Source organism: Paraburkholderia sp. GAS199 (assembly GCF_050436585.1).
In the GTDB taxonomy this organism is placed as follows: domain Bacteria; phylum Pseudomonadota; class Gammaproteobacteria; order Burkholderiales; family Burkholderiaceae; genus Paraburkholderia.
This window is the reverse complement of record NZ_JBNDMM010000001.1, coordinates 730,205-748,154: the sequence shown is the minus strand read 5'-3', so window position 1 is coordinate 748,154 and position 17,950 is coordinate 730,205. Positions and strand designations below refer to the sequence as shown.

12 protein-coding genes are annotated in these 17,950 nt (G+C 63.6%); 1 reads left to right on the top strand and 11 read right to left on the bottom strand.

The genetic code is table 11. From position 1 onward, the window contains the following. Positions 1–17: 17 nt before the first annotated feature. The 4 genes from P3T18_RS03215 to P3T18_RS03200 all read right to left on the bottom strand — a co-directional run bounded on the left by P3T18_RS03215 (position 18) and on the right by P3T18_RS03200 (position 8,544). The gene (locus P3T18_RS03215; RefSeq protein WP_429298459.1) at positions 18–3,902 is read right to left on the bottom strand and encodes a hypothetical protein; all 3,885 of its coding nucleotides are present in this window, start codon (positions 3,900–3,902) and stop codon (positions 18–20) included. Positions 3,903–4,097: 195 nt separating this feature from the next. Further along, complete coding sequence (locus P3T18_RS03210; RefSeq protein WP_429298458.1) at positions 4,098–5,444, bottom strand: polysaccharide pyruvyl transferase family protein; 1,347 nt, start codon at positions 5,442–5,444, stop codon at positions 4,098–4,100. Beyond that, a complete protein-coding gene (gene menD / locus P3T18_RS03205) occupies positions 5,444–7,435 on the bottom strand; it encodes a 2-succinyl-5-enolpyruvyl-6-hydroxy-3-cyclohexene-1-carboxylic-acid synthase (RefSeq protein WP_429298457.1) in 1,992 nt (663 codons plus the stop codon). Before menD ends, P3T18_RS03210 begins: the two co-directional genes overlap by 1 nt. Beyond that, on the bottom strand, positions 7,435–8,544 hold the full coding sequence (locus P3T18_RS03200) for a Rieske 2Fe-2S domain-containing protein (protein WP_429298456.1): 1,110 nt from the start codon (positions 8,542–8,544) through the stop codon (positions 7,435–7,437). The genes menD and P3T18_RS03200 overlap by 1 nt, the downstream gene beginning before the upstream one ends. A gap of 498 nt (positions 8,545–9,042) precedes the next feature. On the opposite strand from P3T18_RS03200, the gene P3T18_RS03195 reads away from it, so the two are divergent. Then, the gene (locus P3T18_RS03195) at positions 9,043–10,083 is read left to right on the top strand and encodes a response regulator transcription factor (protein ID WP_429298455.1); all 1,041 of its coding nucleotides are present in this window, start codon (positions 9,043–9,045) and stop codon (positions 10,081–10,083) included. Positions 10,084–10,159: 76 nt separating this feature from the next. Here P3T18_RS03195 and sctC read toward each other — a convergent pair whose 3' ends face one another. From sctC to P3T18_RS03160, 7 genes are all read right to left on the bottom strand, one after another. Beyond that, positions 10,160–11,944 (bottom strand): type III secretion system outer membrane ring subunit SctC, encoded by a 1,785-nt coding sequence (gene sctC / locus P3T18_RS03190; protein ID WP_429298454.1) that lies wholly within the window; start codon positions 11,942–11,944, stop codon positions 10,160–10,162. A 62-nt stretch (positions 11,945–12,006) separates the two neighbouring features. Then, entirely contained in the window at positions 12,007–13,482 is a 1,476-nt protein-coding gene (locus P3T18_RS03185; RefSeq protein WP_429298453.1) for a helix-turn-helix domain-containing protein, read from the bottom strand. A gap of 177 nt (positions 13,483–13,659) precedes the next feature. Beyond that, positions 13,660–14,496, bottom strand: coding sequence for a type III secretion system export apparatus subunit SctT (gene sctT, locus P3T18_RS03180; RefSeq protein ID WP_429298452.1), 837 nt, complete (start codon positions 14,494–14,496; stop codon positions 13,660–13,662). Then, entirely contained in the window at positions 14,493–15,020 is a 528-nt protein-coding gene (locus P3T18_RS03175; protein WP_429298451.1) for a type III secretion protein HrpB7, read from the bottom strand. Before P3T18_RS03175 ends, sctT begins: the two co-directional genes overlap by 4 nt. Further along, positions 15,017–16,369, bottom strand: coding sequence for a type III secretion system ATPase SctN (gene sctN / locus P3T18_RS03170; protein WP_429298450.1), 1,353 nt, complete (start codon positions 16,367–16,369; stop codon positions 15,017–15,019). Before sctN ends, P3T18_RS03175 begins: the two co-directional genes overlap by 4 nt. Then, the gene (sctL, locus tag P3T18_RS03165; RefSeq protein WP_429298449.1) at positions 16,366–17,175 is read right to left on the bottom strand and encodes a type III secretion system stator protein SctL; all 810 of its coding nucleotides are present in this window, start codon (positions 17,173–17,175) and stop codon (positions 16,366–16,368) included. Before sctL ends, sctN begins: the two co-directional genes overlap by 4 nt. Further along, positions 17,160–17,936 (bottom strand): type III secretion protein HrpB4, encoded by a 777-nt coding sequence (locus tag P3T18_RS03160; protein ID WP_429298448.1) that lies wholly within the window; start codon positions 17,934–17,936, stop codon positions 17,160–17,162. Before P3T18_RS03160 ends, sctL begins: the two co-directional genes overlap by 16 nt. Positions 17,937–17,950 lie beyond the last annotated feature (14 nt).

The following is a 17,950-nucleotide window of genomic DNA, read 5'->3' as shown; positions in this document are numbered from 1 at the left end:
TACGCCGCTCACTACTCTCATTGCGCCGTGGCAGTCTTCGGCACCACGGCCTCAAAGTGGCCGCCCTGATCCCAGATCATCACTTCGTGTGCGTTCGGATCTTGCGCGCCTGCGCCGAGGCGGTCCATGTGCGTTTCGCCCGCCACTTGCGTCACGCCGAACACACGCAGCGGCCGCACCGTCTGCGGATTCTCGTTGATCAACTGCACGAGGCGCGTAGCAGCAGCACCCGTGAACGTCATCGGCTCGTTATCGCGGATCAGCTTTTCGTGCACGATCTGCTCGCGATAGCGGACCACCTGGTCGACGTGTGCATGGCTGTAGTCGCCGGTGGCGTGCTGCATCAGCGAAATGATCAGGCAGTTGTTGCGGTTGCCGTTGTTCGCCACGACCGAGAAGCCGCTCCTGTCCAGTTGCGTGCGCGTGGACGCGTTGCTGGTGGCCAGCGCGGCGGCCTGCTCTTCGTAGGCCCACTGATCGCCGTTGTAGAGCTTCTTCGTGGATGCGGGCAAGTCACTCCATGGCGTAATCGGTTTCGCGGCGGGCTGGTTCGCCGTGAGCGTCGTCAGCGCATGCCGGATGTGCTCGTCGCGCGGTTGCGTTTGCGCCTCTTCGTCGTGTGATCTGCGCGGCGTGGACGAAGTCGTCGAGGGGTCGGCCTCATCGAATGACTTGAAAGACGCTGACGAAATCGACGAGTGGTCGTCGTCGAACGACTTGAACGATGCCGACGAAAGCGACGACGTATCGTCGTCATCGAAAGATTTGAACGACGCCGTCGAGCCGGAAGACACCGACAAGGGACGTGGCGGCCGCGCCGCCACCGTCTTGCCGCCATGCAGCGTAAACGTACGGCGCGACTGACTGTCGTAGCAGATCACCGCCGCGAAAGGTGTGGTCGCACTCACGCCGCCACCGATGCGCCGGGCCGCCTGCTCGCCCGTTGCATCCACCAGTTTGACCGCGGCGCCCGGCTTACCGTACACCCGCGCGGCGACGTCGACAATGGTTTGCGCATGCTGCTCGACGTCGACCGGCAAAAGCGGCGGTGCTTCGCCATGCGCCGCGATATGCCTGTCGCGCAGTGCCTGAATGACCTGGGTGCGCGCGGCCATGACTTCGCGGTTCATCGCGCTCGACGCGGAATCGCTCTTGCCGGAAAAGTTCTGATGCAGCGCGTAGAGCATCGAATCGAGTCCCGGCGTGCCGGGATTGTCGATCACTTCCGTACCCGCTTCTTCGAAGTGACGACGCCACGTCAACGGCTCGGCCACGTCAGCGCGTTCCGGATGCACGCGATCCGCCACCGCCGCCGCATGATTGCGGCCCGCCTGATCCAGCTTCACCGTCGAAAAACGACGCCGCACGTTTTCGCCGAACAGATGCCCTTCGAGCCATTTGCATGCGTCCTTACGGCTCATCTGTTCAAGGCCCGAAATGTCGTTTTCGGTGAAACGGAAATCGCGCAGCATGTTGCGCGCTTCAACCGCGCCCGCATCGCTATCGCGCCAGCCGGCCACGAACTGCCTGATCGCAAACGGCGGATTGTCCTGCGCAAAACGTGTCTGCAATTCGTGCGCGATTCCATCCGGCTCCTGACCTCGGTAAGCGTTTTTCTCGAATCCCGGATCACCGTGCGCGGTGCCGGCGGCCAGTTGTCCGGCAAACGTTTCGATACCCGTCGCGGGATGGTACGCCGCCTCATCGAGGAAATGCGTTTTCAACGCCGCCCAGGATTCGTCGGGATTCGTGCCGTCGCCGATCGCGCGCAACGCGTCGGAGTCGTGCGTTTGCGCTTCATCGTCGATCATCCGGCGCGCCTGATCGCGGTGAAAATCCGATCCCACGCCGCCCCGTTCCTCGGCCAGCACCCGCAACGCAACGAGTACGTTGTTCTCCGGATTCTTCGCCGTGAGAAATTCGCGCGCGCCGCTGTGATTGCCTGCGCGTTCCAATGCGTCGAGTTTTTTGATGTCGCCGTCGCTGAGCTTCAGTTCGGTTCGCAGAAACGTTTCGCGATGCTGCAATCGCTGTGTCGACGCAGCGCCCGACCCGATGCGCTCGCGCACGCGTGGCATGGCGCGCAGCAAGGCCTCTTCGTGCATGTTGGCGTCGATAGGCCGCGCATTCTTTTGCGTGATATAGCTGACGAGCCCACGACGTCCCGCGTAGATCAGGTACACCGGGCTGAGCGCAGCGCGCGACGCGCTCAACTGGCCGCCGGTCGCGCCGGAAATCGGATTCACGGCCAGTTCGGCCACGCCTGCCGCTATGTTCGTCGCGCCATAAGTCATCAGCACTTTCGCGTGACGCTTCTCCTCTTTCAACGAATCCAGGTTGAGCGACTGGTACGCGGCGAGATGATGCTTGAGCATGTCGGGCGGCGCTGCCGTTTGCGGTGTCGTACCGCTCGCCTTCAGCGGCACGACCTTCGCGTTATAGCGATGCTTGAGCGTTTGCAGGCGCTCGATCGTCGCGCCGTCCACGAAATGCCGGGCAAGCGCCTGGCGAATATCGCCGCGCTGGTAACGGGTGGTCGGCAAGGTAGCATCGCTTTTCCAGAAACGCCATGAGCCGAAATGAAGCGTGTCGCGCACGCGCGCCCGGTCTTCTACCGAAAGGCTCTTGTAGCGAGTCAGAAATGCATCCGGATTGCCGGAGCCGGCGATCGCCGCAAGTGCATTGCGGTCGAATTCACTTTTCTGCAAGCCGTGCCGGGCGAAATGCGCGTCGAGCGTGCTCAGGTCCGGACCGATACGCTTGCCGCGCGGTTCCTGCCGGACCGCATTCAACTGCGTAAAAAGCGTGTCTGTGTGACCTGGCTGAAAGTGCGAGTCGTCTGCGGCAATGAAAGCGTCGATCACGTCTTCGCGAATCGCACGCCGCGTGCTGGCGGTATTGAGATTCGTCTTGCGGTTGAAGTTGAGCACGTTGAGCTTGACCTGCTCGCCCGAGAAATGAAGCGTCTTGTTCAACCGCTTCTGGCCATCGTGACCCAGGGCCGCAAATCTTTGCGTGAACGTCGTTATGTCGGCGTCGCTACGCTGACGCAAAATCGAGTACACGTTGGCGTCGATCGCGCCTTCTGCGTGCCAGGCGTCGAGGTGCTGCATCGCGGGACTCGCGATATCTTCGCGCGCGCTCGCCGGATGAGACAACGCGTCGCTGAATGCATGCGTGCGCTTGACCTTGCGATCCACGGAACGGTTCTGCAAGACGCCCGTCGCGAGATACATCGCCCCTGCGCCGATGGCCAGGCTGCCGTCCGCTTTAACGGGCCCTGGCGCGCTTCCGTACAGCGACTTGCCCGGATGGACGACAGCGTCCATCCGGCTAGTCATATTGAGCGTACCGAGACCGACGTCGCGCACGGCACCCGGCATGGCGCGCGCCAGATTACCTTTGTCCTGCGCGAGCGTGCGGCGCGCTTCGTCGCCTTCCAGCGTGCCCTTTTCGGTGGTTCGCGCTTTTTCGGCGCTGTTCGATAGCTTGAAAGCCTTGTGCGCGGTGCCAACCGCCGTCGACACGATATCGAGCCCCTGAGGCACCGCGCCGATGGCACCGGTCGCCTGCGCGACGGTCGTGGTGGCATGCGTGGTGTGGTGGAACGCACCAGCCAGTCCACCGCCCGCCGCTACCGCGTTATCCACGCCCCAGCCGATATATCCGGCGGACGCCGCCGCGCCGAGATTCCCTTCGTGTTTCGCCACGCCCGCCGCGGTCTGCTTCTTCGCACCGGACAGTTTGGCCTTCAGCTTGCCGAGCCGCGACAACTGCGCGCCGCCATCGCCGCCCGTCGTGGGCGCGCTGGATAGCGGTGCGGGCGTCGTGGTGTCAGTCGATGTGGTCGTCTCCTGCGGGCTGTCTTTTGTGTGCGCGCCTGAAATTGAGGGTGACGACATGGCGGTCTCCGTGACGGTCGAAAAACACGGCTTTCTGCAACTGGGTGTCCGATCCGTCAGTACATCGTAAAGCGCGCCGTGGACGAAATGCCGACCCGAACTTGCGCATGGCAGCGCGAAGTTTTTGTCATTCCCGTGAACGCGGTGGGATCGGATGACGTCGCGCCGCGTGAGGGTCGGGCGCGACGTGTCGCTTCAGATCAGGGTTTGCAGATGCTCGCCCATCGAGTCGAACAGGGCGCGCTGGCGGTGCGCGTAGTGCTCATAAGCCGCCAGCAAGTTTGCGCGTGTGCCGCCTTCTTCCAGCGAAGCGATGGCCGCGAGCGCCGCATCGGCGCCGGTTTCATCGCCGCAATTCGCGCTCCATTGCGGACAGCCGGCTTCGTCGAGCAGGCGGTCGATACGCGTGTCCATCGACAGGCCGAACACGGGCACGCCATGCGACATCGCCAGCACTGCCGCGTGATAGCGCGTGGTCACGACGCAGTCCGCCGTCGCCACCGACGCGCACACGTCGGCCAGCGAGTGAGGACCCCGCGCGACGATCTCGACGGTAAACGGCAGCCGCACCGCGAGATCGGTGCAGGCATGGCAATCGAGTTGTTCCATACCAACCAGCACAGGGGTGTAGCCTCGCTCGCGCAAACCGATCGCGACAGTCGCCATCCGGTCGAGGTAAGCGCGATAGGCTTCGGCGCGTCCAGCGTCCCAGGAATGGAAATGCAGCGGCCCGTAACGCAGCGATGATGTTTCATTGCGCGCATCGAGTTCGCGGGCACGCGCCGCGTCGGCATGCACAGGCCACCAGTAGGGATTGTTCGGGCAGAGCGCTACGCGCCGCGAGGTGGAAGCGGCGTTGGTCCGCGCGGGCACGCGGTAGGTCCAGGCGGTATCGGCGCCTCGTCGTGCGGCGACACCCAGCGCGGCAAGCTGCTCGCGCGCCGCTTCGTTGCGGCAGACCACCTCGCCCGCGCCAGCGTTACGCTCGACAAAACGTGTGAGTGCAGTACTCATGGTGCCGCTATCCACGCCATACGCTATCGCGGGCCGACCATGCGCATGCGCCAGCGCAACGCCACCAATCAGCACGCCCGCCAGCGAGTCCGAGAATTTCGACGTATACGTCGAGCCTTCCACGTTGATGACGAGATCGGCGTCGCGAACCGCGGCGTCGAGCGCATCGGGCAGATACGGCAGCGAAGAGACGAGACGAGGTGTGCTCGCAAGCACCGGATCGTCGAACAGATTGCCGAGCGCGAAGAGCATCACGCGCGGTTCGCGCTCGGCGAAAAGCCGTCGCACCTGACCGATCGTTTCGATCGCGCGCAGATCGGCACCCGTATTGCCCGCGCCGTTATAGCCGAGCAGCAGCACGCGCAACGGCGCGTCTTTTCGCCGACGCGGATGCGGCGCGCGGCGCGCCGCATCGATCCGCTGCTGCATGTCCGCGAGAAACTGCTCGTCCGGCGCAGTGGCGCAGGCATAGCGGTGCAGCGCCTCAGCCGAGCGCTGCTCCGCGCTTTCCATGACGTCCCAATCCATCAAACACCCTCCAGCGTGTGCGCAAGACGTTGCATTTGCATCGCGGCGGAAAACGGCTCGACGGCAATCTCGACGACCGTCACCCCGGCATGTACCCGCGCGGCTTCGAGCGCCGCGTCCAGCGTCTCGCGGCTCGTCGCACGGTGATGGGCAAGGCCGAAAGCCTGGGCGAGCGCGCCGGAATCAAATTTGTAGGGATTGCGGATCGCGCGCTGGTACGCGTCGGCCTGCGCGATCGGCAGGAAATCGAAGATCGCCCCACCGCCGTTGTCGACCACGCACACGCATGCGGGCGAGCCGATGCGTTGCGCACTCGCCAGCGCGGAGAGATCGTGTACCAGCGCCTGATCGCCGAGCAGCACAAGGCCGGGATCGCGTCGCGCGAGCACTTCGCCGAGAAACGTCGACAACGTACCGTCGATACCGCTCACGCCGCGATTCACGTAGATGTCCTGGCGTTCCGCGCGTACGTCGTAGCCGATGTCCGCGTGACGCATCGACATCGAGTTGCCTAGATGCATGAACGCGAAACCGCGTGCGTCGAGCACACGATGCACGGCCGCGACTTCGCCCCATGGCAGCGCCGCGACGCACGCACGCCGCTCGCGCGCTGCGTAACTGGCGGCGCTCGCCCAGCGGTCACGCCATGCGAACGCGACCGCCTGCGGGGCCGCCACGGCATGACGCAATGCGCTGCCCAGCTCGTCGAGCGCTGCCGTAGCCTGCGGCTCGTGCGACGATTGCGGCGCCAGCACCAGCACGTCACGCGGATCGAGTCCCCTATGCAGATAATCGTGCGCGACAGCGTGCGGTGCGATCTTGATCGCGGGCACGTCGACCTGTTGTTCAAGGTAGGCGTGCAGTACCGGCATCACCGGCGCGAGACCGAAACGCACGATCAGTTCCGCGCGAGTGTCGGCGAGTCGCGCCGCGCCGCCGAATACGTCGAACGCGTTGACGATCAGCGCGCCCGGTTTGCCCCGCGCTACCGCGTCCGGCGCAATCGCTTGCGGCGCGGCGCGCAGGCCGCTGCCCGCGTCGGCGAGTACCGGAAAGCCGGTCGATGCCGCCAGCGAATAAATGGCGTCGAGCGACACGCCCGGTTCCGGGCCAACGACGATCAGTCCATTCAGCCCGCCGTCGAGCGGGCGATGGGCGCGCCGTGCCCGCACTCGCTCGATAACGCGCGCCACGATGCTCGTGATCGACTCGATGCGTCGGGCTTCCGTAGCAGCGAGCGCCTGCGAACTGGCGGCGTGGTCGTGAGCATCGCCGTCGCGCGCTGCACGCACCGTGGCGAACGAAACGGGCTGCGTCTCCACGGCGTCGTAGGCACCGGCCAGCGGCACGTTCAGATGCACGGGGCCGCGCGTGGGACGCCGTGCGGGCGGATGCGCGTCGATCTGCAACAACCTGCCTTCCGGCTCGTCGACGCCGTCGCGCATTGCCATGAGCGCGCTTGCCAGCGCGTCGCGCGCCTCGGCGATCGCGTCAGGCGAGTCCACGGGATCGGCAAGGTCCGCCTGAGCGCGGACGAACGCGCGGGTCGCGCCAAGGTGATCCGCCATCTGCCCGAAGCCCGCGCCGCGCAACGCCCGTGGCCGATCGCAGGTGAGCACGACGAGCGGCACGTTGGCAGCGTCGGCTTCGGTCAACGCGGGCAAGACGTTGGCGATAGCGGAGCCGGACGTCGTGACGATCGCTACCGGTTCGCCACTCGCCTTGGCCAGACCGAGCGCAACGAACGCGCCGCTGCGCTCGTCGGTGCAGACCATGTGGACGGTAACGCCGGGATGTGCGTCGAACGCGAGACACATGGCGCTCGCCCGACCACCTGGACACAGCACCGCGTGACGCACACCGAGCGCGCTCAACATCTCGACGATCCATTCCACCCAGATGGCGTTCAGCGATTCGCCCGGCGCGTGCATGGACGATCGAGCGTCGAACGTCGCCTCGCTCTCTACGTCGAACTCCGGCATGGCGCTCATCAAGCCACCGCGCGCGACGTGTCCGCCACCGGCGCAACCGCAATCGTGCGCGCGGATGCGGCCTGACTTCCCGCGGCATCCGCGCGTTCAGCCGCAATGAGCCGCTCCATGATCCGGCGTGCGCGAATCGCGCCGGCGTCGATCGGCAGTAGCGCCGGCTGCATCTCCCAGAAATCCCGGTCGCCCAGATTATTTTGCTGCGCCTCCAGCATGGGCAAATCCTCGCTCTCGAATGGTTTCATCAAGCCTTCCACCGCGTATCGCACGAGTTGACGCGCGGTGTCGCCCATCTCTTTTGGCAATCCGAAGGCGAAGAAGTAATGGGTCGTGCGCTCTGTCTCCGGCGTCAGCCAATGTGCCGACGGTGCGATCAGTCCGCTTTCGCGCGCCATACCGGCGGCGGTCACGCCAATCACGATCGAAAGCAGGCCCGGCGGCGTCCAGCGCACGTCCATCCAGCGGTCCACGCGGGTTCCCGGTGCCACGCCGAAGCCTTCTGCGACGAACGGCTGCAAAGCCTCGTCGTACGCGCTGCGGCGTACCCAGACGGTGTCGCCGAGATGGCCGGACTGCACGTCGCCGCGCGCCATGGCTTCACTGCCCAGCGTGTCCGGGTGCAGAAACTGGAAGTGACTCAGGTCGAGCAGATTGTCGGCGCTCAATTGATAGTGCGCGCGAGTGTGCAGATAACCTTCGTGCGTGATGTTGCTGTCGGGATCGACAAAAGGAAATGTCGGCAGCAGCGCAGCGTCGGCGCGCGCGGGATCGCCCGGCCAGAACCAGACCGCACCATAGCGCTCGACCGTGGGATAGGTACGGACCTGCGCACCGGACGGCACGCGCCCGTCGCCGTGCGGGTTGTGCACGCACTGGCCGCCCGCGTTAAAACGCAGGCCATGGTAAGGACACTCCAGCGCGCCCTGCACGATGCGTCCTTGCGAAAGCGGCGCGAAGCGATGTGCGCAACGGTCGTCGAGTGCAACGGCGCGCTGCGCCTCATCGCGATACAGCACCACGGGACGGCCGAGCAAGGTCCGCGCAAATGGCGCATCGACGCCGACCTCACGGGAAAAAGTGGCAACATACCAGGCGTTTAACAGAAAGGACATGAGCGGACCCGAATTGGAACTCGCACCAGAAAAATAAATAGCGAAGCGCGTTTGAAGCGTCTTCACAGGCGAGTCTAAATAGGCATCCGTCCCACACTTTCAACAAAACTCAGGGACACGCGAAGCCAACGTCCTTTCAAAGCACTTTTCCAATGCTCAACAATCGTCAAGTGTGCTTGCAGCACTGAAAGGTGCTGCGAACCTTGCTTCGCATGGGATTGCGGGCGGCATGGGTTTCTTTTACCGCTTACGCGAAATGAGGGAGAAATTGCTACCTCAATAACAATTGACCATGCATCGTGAGGCTAAATACCTTGATTCAATTGCGTATTTACTGCGAACGAAAAAAAGCGAAAAAAATACCGATATTTCATGCGATTTCAATGTGCCTTTTTGTCGAAACAATTGGTTACAGCCCTGATAATTTCTGGGCCGTAATTTTCGGGGCAAGCAATGTGGCTTTGAAGGAGCCTTATGCACCCGTCCCCGGAGGGCAAGTTGAAATTTGCTGTGCTGACAACCAGTAGCAGCCTGTTCAATGTGATCTGCGAAAGCTTTCGTGACGAGACAACCGAATGCTGCCGCTTCCTCGATGACGTCGCGCTATCGCGCGCCATCTATCGCGAGGACTTCCACGCCATTCTCGTCGACACCGCGACCGGCATCGACGCCACGCGTGCGGTGTTCGCGCGCCGGGCCTGCTACGGCGACCGCCGTGCCCCGCTGATCGTGATCGGCTCGTTCGCCGACCGCGACAGCATCGAGCGTGCATTCGAAGTGGGGGCCGACGATGTCGTCCTCTCGCCGATCGATCGGGGCGAGCTCGAAGTCCGCACGTATCAGGCACTGCGACGCTTTCAGTCGTGCACGCCGGTTCAGTCGGAAGAATGGGCCGAGTTGGGTCCTTACCGCCTTGATCGGCGCACGGGCACTGTCGTGGTGGACGACAACGAAATCCGTCTCACTGTGCGCGAGTTCGCGATTGCGTGGCTGCTGTTCTCGCGTGCCGGGGAATACGTGAGCCGCCGCCACATCGCCGGCGCGATCTGGAGCAGCACGGAAGATATCGTCGGCCGAACGCTGGAGCAGCACATCTACAAGCTGCGCAAGAAGCTCGGACTCAACGGCGCTTCAGGGGTCCAGCTTCGCACCATGTACGCGCACGGTTATCGCGTCGAGCTGTGCGATGCCATGGCGGAGAGCGAGCCGTTGCTCGATTCCGCGCAAACAGGGGAGACGCGGCCGGCAATGCAACGTCCGGTCGACCTCGATGCTAAAGATACGCGGGACACAATGGACACCGTGGACACACCGCCGCACCGCACGCTCGACGTCCACGCGAAAGATAGCGAGGCAGCACGCAGCGCCCAGCCCTGGGCGCAATATGCCGCCATGTGGCCGAGCCATGCGAGCGCGTCGATCCATTCCGTTGCACGATTCGCCGCGCACGACAGCGAAGCGTCGGCCCGCGATACCTCGTCGCTCACTTCGTTTTCCGTGCCGGCGGCGCTGCTCGCCGGCGCAACTCGCAGACGTTAAAAAAGCGGCAGATCAGCCACGATTCACGCGTGGCCGACCTGCCGCTTCTTTTGCAGGCGAATCGTTGGCGCCCGGATCAGAGATCCAGAATGCGCGGCGACAGCAGGAACACCCGTTCCATATGCGAGCGCTGATCGTTGTTGTAGCGGAACAGCGCGCCCAGAATGGGGATCTTCGACAAGCCAGGCACACCCGTCACGCCGTTCGAATTGTTGTCGACGCTATACCCCGCGATCAGCAGACTTTCGCCCTGACCGACGAATGCCTGCGTGTTGATCTCGCTGCTCGTAATGACCGGGATGTTGTCGACCTGCTGACCGGTAAGCTGGCCGTCTTCGATGTGCACTTCGAGCTTGATGCGCGTTTTGCCGTCTTCTTGCACGACCATCGGCAATACGCGAAGCGAAACGCCTGTCGAGACGCTGTACAGATCCGCCGACGTGTAGCCCGACACACGAACGAAGAACTTCGTCTTGTTGTCCATCACGGCTTCGATGTTGTCGAGTGTCGCGACTTTCGGCGAGGCGTCAATCTTCGCCTTCGACGTGCTCTCCGAGGCATTCACACGCGCCATCAGATAGCGTCCTGCGTCGCCGAGCACAGCCGTGATCGACGCGCCCACCGGGGTGGCCGATACTACTGTCGTGCCGTCCGCGAGCGTGCTGGTGCCGAAGTCGGGATTGATCGAACCGTTATAGCTATTCTGCTGGTACGTGCCGGAGCCCGTCTGGAAGTCCAGGTGACTGTTGTGTGCGCGCCAGTCCACGCCGATCTGCTTGAGCAGGTCATCGTCGATCTCGATGATGTGCGCTTCGATTTCGATCAGCTTGGGACGTGTGTCGAGTTGCGCGATCAGCGAGGCGTACTGGTCGATGCGCTGCGGCGTATCGCGGATCAGCACCGAATTGGTGGTGGAATCGGGCTGCATGATCGGCAAGGTGAGATCGCCGCCGCTCGGCTGGCTCATCTGCGATCCGCCTGGCGTGTTTGCATAACCCACGTTACCGGCCGCGCCGTAGTTAGACGGCTGCGCGCCGCCGACCAGACCACCGAGCGTTCCGCCTTGTGCGTCGGCCATGTTAGGCGGCAGCGGCGGGTTGTTGACCTGCCCGCCGCCCGTGTTGCCGCCGCCCACGTCGTTCATGGCCTGCACGCGCTGCATATTCGGCGCGACCGAAGTTTGCGAGTCGCCGCCGTTTTTCTGCTGCTGTTTGGCGTGATACATATTCGACAGCACCGTCGCCACGCCGGGCACCGTAATCGTGTTGCCGTCGATCTGCACTTTATGGTCGGCGGCCCACGCGTGCTTCAGCTTGAACACGCGAATCACGGAGCCGCTGCGCCGGCTCGCATTCTCGTCCAGCCGGCGAGCAATTTCGCTCACCATCTGAACGTATTGCGGCGGCCCGTTCACGATTGCCGTGCCCGCGCTTTCGTCGTACATCACCGGAAAACGCGCATCGTCCACCTTCATCGTGCGCAGCGTTGCGCGCAAGTCACCCGCGGAAGCGTGATCCAGCCGGATGACCTGATGCGTGACGTCGTTGGCGTTGCTGATGGACAGCACGCTGCCGTCATAGAACCACACGAAGCCGAAGGTCGACGCGAGCGTGTCGAGGAACCGTTGCGGCGACATGTCGAAATGACCCGTCACCGTGCCCTGCACGCTGCCCGCTATCGATGCGGCCACACCCTGACTCGCGGTGAAATCGCGCAGCACATCTTTCAGGTCTTTGCCTTCGACGGCGATATGCACCGTCGTGCCGCGCCAGCGCACTGGCGCTGCGTCCGCGGAATCCAACGCGCCACACGTGAGGGACGCCGCGAGCCACGCGGCGCAAAACAGCGTCTTCGATTTCATGGAGTCGACTGATTGAGGGTAAAGGGAAAAAGACGGGATAACCGTGCGGCAAGCAGACCGCGCTATCGTTCGAGCGTTTCCGACGGCGCTTCGTGAAACTGCTTGCGATAGCCGTTCACGAGCGTGGAGCGGTTCTGCACGCCCCATTTGCTCGCCGCGCCGAGCACGCCGCGATCGCTCGAATACGAACGGTCGGTGAGTTCCGCGCGAATCCGTTCCATGCGTTGACGGCGAATCAGTTCAGTCGGCGAAAGACCGAGGAAATTCTTGAAAGCGCTTTGCAGTGCTCGCTCGGTTACGCCGATCTCCGCCGCGACTTCACGCACGGAAAGATCGCGCCGGTCGAGGTTGTCGAGTACGTAGCCATAGGCGCGACGGTATTTGGCGGGCAGACGTGCGCCCACATCGTCGAGTTGCGGCGACGCCTTCGCGCTGCGTTGCAGGAACGGCGCGCGCACTTGCGAATCCTCACGCAAACACTGCATTGCCACCAGCGCATAGCGGCTATACAGTTGCAGCGATTCCTGCGCGCGTCCTTCGGCCTGGCGCGTCTTGGCGGTGCAGTAGAGATATTCGAGTTGCCGGTGACCCGTCGTGCCGTTACGGCCGGCCTGGTGCAGCGGTTCCAGTATCGAACAGGCCAGATGCGGCGCCGCGCCGGCCAGCGTCGCGAGTGCGATTTCCAGGCGCAACGTGCGTTGATAATCGCAAAGTCCCTGCTCACGCGACCATTGCAAATGACGTTGCAATTCGCCGATTGCGTCGCGGTCCGCGCAGGCTGCGAGGCGCAGCTGTTGCAGATAATCGATACGCTCGCGCAGCAGCGGCGAGCGCACGCCGAACACGGCACGCGCAAGGCCATCTACACTCGCGTTCGCGCCCTGACCGGGTCGCGGCGCGCGATCGCTCGATAACCCCGATTGCCAGTACACGTGATCGCGCAGCGCCGCTGCGCCGCGCACATCCATTTGCACGGCGAGATCGAAACGCAAAGTGGACAGCAATGCATGCCAATGGCTCGCGTCGTCGTCAATATCGCGCTCGACGCGTTCGAACAGATCGTCCAGCGCGTCGGCCGCTTCGCTCGTTCGACCGAGTTCGTGAAGCACGCACACAATCCCGACATGCGCTTCCACTGCACGCTCGGGCTCGATCTCGTGTTCGTCGGCGACACGCGAAAAGCAGGCCAATGCCGTACCCAGACGATGACGAAACAAGGCTTGCCACGCGGCGTTACGGCACGACACCGTGCGAATCGCGTGCTTGGATGAACGGATCAGCTTCTGCGCACGGCGATACGTCTCCTCGGCTTCCACTTCGATGCCCAGCATCAACTGCATGTCGGCGTGCAATTGCAATGCGTGAGGTGCGGTGTCGGCATTGCCTGCCTCGTCGGCCCAACGGCTCGCAAGCTGACTCGCTGCGTTCAGCTTGCCGTCCAGCAGCGCATCGAAAAAGCGCTTCGACAACGTCAGGTCTGCGCACGGCGAGCCTGTGGCAAGCGCGGATACCACCGGGAAGTAAAGCATCGAGAACATGGGCGACTCCTGTGTGTGCCGGACACGCTGCACGCGGTACGCGCGTTGCGTCGGGTGGAGTCAATGTAACTAGACGCATAAAACACACTTTCAATAAATCTGAAATTCGCCGTGTGTTTGAGAAGGTTTGAGTTTTATAAGGCAAACATGCGACAGCACGACAAGCTCAAAAGAAACTCAAGGCTTGTCCTTCGATGTCGGAGATTTCGACGCGTCAGTCAATCCGCGAAATTCGGCTGCGAGGCCGCGCAACGTCACCTGATCGCGCACCTGGTCGACGAAGATGCCGACGAAGAGCGCCAGCATCAGCACGGTGACGGCGCCCTTCACCGGCTGACTCAATGTCATGAGATCCAGTTTCGATGCAGACTTGGCCGCGAAGCCGAACGCGAAATCGATCAGCAGCAGAATAAACATCATCGGCGCCGCGAGCTTGGCGACGGTTTGCATCAGCGAATCCGTTTGCGTGAGGACGAACGATTCGAGAATGTTCGACACATTCGGTCCGGCCGACGCGATCGGCCACCAGTGATACGACTCGTACAAGGTGCCGAGCAGAAACATCATGCCGCCGAGCGCCCAGAACGCGACGGAAGCAATCTGGCCGAGCAGCGTGGCGGTGGGCGTGGATTGTTCCTGACGTGTCGGGTTGGTGATCTGCACGTTGTTATAGCCGGTCAGATCGTCGATATAGGTGCCGGCGCTCTCCGCTACCCAGAATACGATCGAGGCCGAGAATCCAAGCACGAGGCCGATCAGCGCCTCGCGCAAACCCACTTCGAGCAGCAGAACGCCGTGCAACGATTGCATGAATGCAACCGGCTGGCCGTACGCCACGTAGGAACTGAACAGCAGCACGACCGCGTTACGCACCACGCCTTGCAGCAGACCGTCGGCGGTAGGCGGAAAAATAAACATGACGATGAACAGGCGCAGAGAACAAACGCCGATCAACGTGATATAGCCGACAAGCAGCGTGCCGAGTTGCGGCAGTGCCGAAAAAATATCGTTCACGCGCGCGCCCCGCCAGCCTGAAAACGTCGTGCAAGTGCGATTTCCTCGGCCTCTTCATCGCTTGCATCGCTGGCGGCGTTCTCCTGTGCGCGACGAATCTCGCGCACGCGCTCTCCGCACAGATCGATGCGCCCCTGATTCAGCGCAATGTCGCGTTGCGTTTCGCCGATCGCCTGAAGATTGGCCTGCACGTTGGACTCGGCCTGCGCAAATTGCGCTTCGAGCGTGCGCAGCCTGTCGTTCACCACGCCGATGTACAGACGGCAATGATTGAGTTCATCCAGCGCAAACGGCTCGGTGCCGGTCATCATGGCGTCGATACGATGCTGGTAGAACTGCAGCACGCCGAGTTGATGTTCCATCTGCTCGCGGCTGGCATCGCGCGCGGCTTCCAGCGCGGCGTGCGCGTTGCGCTGGGCGGCGAGCGTTGCCCGCAAGGTGTCATCCAGACGTCGACGGCGCGTGCGCGATCGCTCCAGCGCGATGACGCGCCGCTGCTGCATCTCCCGCGATCCTGTCGTCATGCGCCGAATCCGCTCAGGTCGTACAGTTGCGCTTCGGTATCACCTGGCGCGGCGTAGTCGCTCGTGCGTTGCGACAGGAAAGCCTTGATCGCGTCGGCCTTGGCGATGGCTTCATCGGCCAGCGCATTCGTCCCTGCCTGATATTCGCCAATCTGCAACAGCATCTCCACCTCACGATGCTTCGCCATCAACTCACGGATGCGCGCCGCCGCCTGCACGAAACTGTCCGGCACGACTTGCGGCATCACACGCGAAAGACTGCCGAGCACGTCGATGGCCGGATACTGATTCTTTGCCGCGATTTCGCGTGAGAGGATCATGTGGCCATCCAGAATGCCGCGCACTTCTTCGGCAATCGGATCGCTGCCGCTGTCGTCTTCCGCGAGCACCGTGTAAAGCGCGGTGATCGAGCCGGTCTCGCCCATTCCGGCGCGTTCCAGCAGGCGCGGCAGTTCCGCAAAAATCGACGGCGGAAAACCTCGCCGCGCCGGCGGCTCTCCGGCAGCGAGACCAATTTCACGGCCCGCCCGCGCGAAACGCGTGAGCGAGTCCATCATCAGCAAGACACGCTGACCACGATCGCGGAAGTACTCGGCAATCGCGGTCGCCACGTACGCGGCTTTCGCGCGTTCCATCGACGAGCGGTCGGACGTCGCGCACACCACCACCGAACGAGCCATACCTTCGGGCCCGAGAATCAGTTCGACGAATTCACGCACTTCGCGGCCGCGTTCGCCGATCAGCGCAATCACGTTGACGTCGCACGACGCGCCTCGCGCGAACATGCCGAGCAAGGTACTCTTACCGACACCCGCCGGCGCGAAGATGCCCATGCGCTGCCCCTCGGCAAGCGTCATCATCGCGTCGACCGCGCGCACGCCGGTCGGCATGGGCGCTTCGATCATGCGACGGCTCATGGGATCGGGCGGCGTTGCAAAGATCGGCCGCAGCGTGTCCGATTCGATAGGCGGTCCGCCGTCCACCGGCTCGCCGAGGCTGTCGATCACGCGACCAAGCAACATGTCGCCCACTTTCACGGCGAGCGAACGGCCAAGACCTATGACCTGGGTGGATCGCGAGATGTTTTCCAGCCGCGAAAACGGCGAGAGCAAAGCCACGTCGCGCGTAAAGCCGATTACCTCGGCGTGCTGCAACAGGCTGCCGTTCGGCGCCCGCAGTTCGCACAGTTCACCAAGCGAAAGATCGAGGCCGGACACCTTGATGAGCGTACCGATAACCTCCAGCACCTTGCCCGTGCGCGTCACGCCCGGCAGCGAAAGAATCTCGCGTTCGATCTCGTCGGTGAGACGGTCGAAGTCGATCGTGCGCGTCAGCCAGGGTGCGCTCATGCGGCTTCCTCGTCGCGCATCGTCGTGCCATAACCGGGGTCGTTCTCAGGCGATTCGTCCTGAGGCGCATCCGCCTCTTCCACCGAACGCTTCAACGCGCGCGAAACCGCGCTGCGCATGGCGCGCAATTGCGTATCCAGACTGGCGTCGACCGTGCCGAAATCGGACTCGCACACGCAGCTGCCCGGATCGAGCCGCTTGTCGGCGATCACCGAAAGCGGGATCGGCTGACCGAGCTCCCGCCAACGCGAAGCAAGGCGGTCGAAGGTGGCTTTGGCTTCGCCGTGGTCGTCGGGATGCACCGCCACCCGCAGATACGTCGCGCCCTCCACGATACGATCGACCGTGCCCAGCGCCCGTTCGAAGAGCGCCTCGTGCCGCTCCGTGCGCACGATCTGTTCGACCGCCGACGCCACGATCTGCGCAAGCCGCTCGCGCATTCGCACCTGCAACTGGTTTTGCGCATTGGCGACATCCGCGAGGCGCTCCATCCAGTCGGCCAGCGCGCGATCGCAACCGTCGCGATAACCCAGCTCGCTTGCCGTGTCGTATTCGCGCTGCGCCGCTTCGGCAATCGAAGCCGCTTGCTGATGGCCCGCGTCGACGATGCGCGCCGCCTCGTCGCGCGCCTGGGCAAGCAGCCGCTCCCGTTCGACGGCGAGCGCGGCATACGCCTCGTCGATCGACACCAGGTCGCCGAAGCTCGCGCGAGGAATCACATCGGACGCCGCGCCGACGCGGGAAATCACGCCGCCAGCGGATTCGTCATCGAAAGCCGAGCGAGCGCGCTTTAACCAGATAGCCATGCAAACTCCGGAAGCAGTTCGGAAAGACGCGCAAAGAGGCGCGCGGAGCCGGCCGCGTCGATGCTGTCGGGCACGGCGGCCAGCCATGCGGGAGCGGCCAACACGCGCGGCAACGCGAGCCTCAGCAACGGAAACGGCGTGATGGCAACGTGATTGGCGCCGCTCGCCTGAGACTGCGCACCGAGATCGCGCAGCAGCAACGCGCAGCCTTCCACCGCAAGCGTCTGGGCATCCAATGTGGTCAATGGCGGCATGGCGGCACGCGCGGCCAGCCGCGCAATATCCGGCGCATCGGCGAGATGCGCGTCCTGCGTCAGACGGTCGATGCCGACGCCGGCCCATTGCGACAACTGCGCCCGCGTGCGTTTGTCGATCAGACGCCGTGCTTCCGCACGACGAAACGACAACGCGCGCATGCGTAAAACCTGCAAGCCGTGCTGGACGGGCAGCACATCGAGCAGCGCCGCGTTCGGTTGCAGAGTGGCCGACGGTCCAGGTCGAAGCGCGCCATGTGTGAGCGCGGCAAACGTCGGCGCTGCGACGCCCGCCGCTTGCGCGAACGCCTGCGAACAGGCTTCAATGCGCGCAACAGGTGCATTCGCCAGCGCCGCGCGCCAGCTTGTCCATTGCGCGGAATCGGAACCGAGCAGCGCGGCGAACCACGTCGGCTCGGCCCAGTCGATCACGCTGGCCAGATTGCGACGATAGGCGTCGAGCGCTCTCGCAATGCGCTGGAATGGCAATTCGGTCGGCGCGCTCATCGCGAGAAGGGCGC

Coding starts and splice junctions, on each gene's coding strand:
- P3T18_RS03160 (WP_429298448.1), bottom strand. CDS start 17,936: ATGAGCGCGCCGACCGAATTGCCATTCCAGCGCATTGCGAGAGCGCTC.
- P3T18_RS03185 (WP_429298453.1), bottom strand. CDS start 13,482: ATGTTCTCGATGCTTTACTTCCCGGTGGTATCCGCGCTTGCCACAGGC.
- P3T18_RS03200 (WP_429298456.1), bottom strand. CDS start 8,544: ATGTCCTTTCTGTTAAACGCCTGGTATGTTGCCACTTTTTCCCGTGAG.
- P3T18_RS03210 (WP_429298458.1), bottom strand. CDS start 5,444: ATGGATTGGGACGTCATGGAAAGCGCGGAGCAGCGCTCGGCTGAGGCG.
- sctN (WP_429298450.1), bottom strand. CDS start 16,369: ATGAGCGCACCCTGGCTGACGCGCACGATCGACTTCGACCGTCTCACC.
- P3T18_RS03175 (WP_429298451.1), bottom strand. CDS start 15,020: ATGACGACAGGATCGCGGGAGATGCAGCAGCGGCGCGTCATCGCGCTG.
- sctL (WP_429298449.1), bottom strand. CDS start 17,175: ATGGCTATCTGGTTAAAGCGCGCTCGCTCGGCTTTCGATGACGAATCC.
- P3T18_RS03215 (WP_429298459.1), bottom strand. CDS start 3,902: ATGTCGTCACCCTCAATTTCAGGCGCGCACACAAAAGACAGCCCGCAG.
- menD (WP_429298457.1), bottom strand. CDS start 7,435: ATGAGCGCCATGCCGGAGTTCGACGTAGAGAGCGAGGCGACGTTCGAC.
- sctC (WP_429298454.1), bottom strand. CDS start 11,944: ATGAAATCGAAGACGCTGTTTTGCGCCGCGTGGCTCGCGGCGTCCCTC.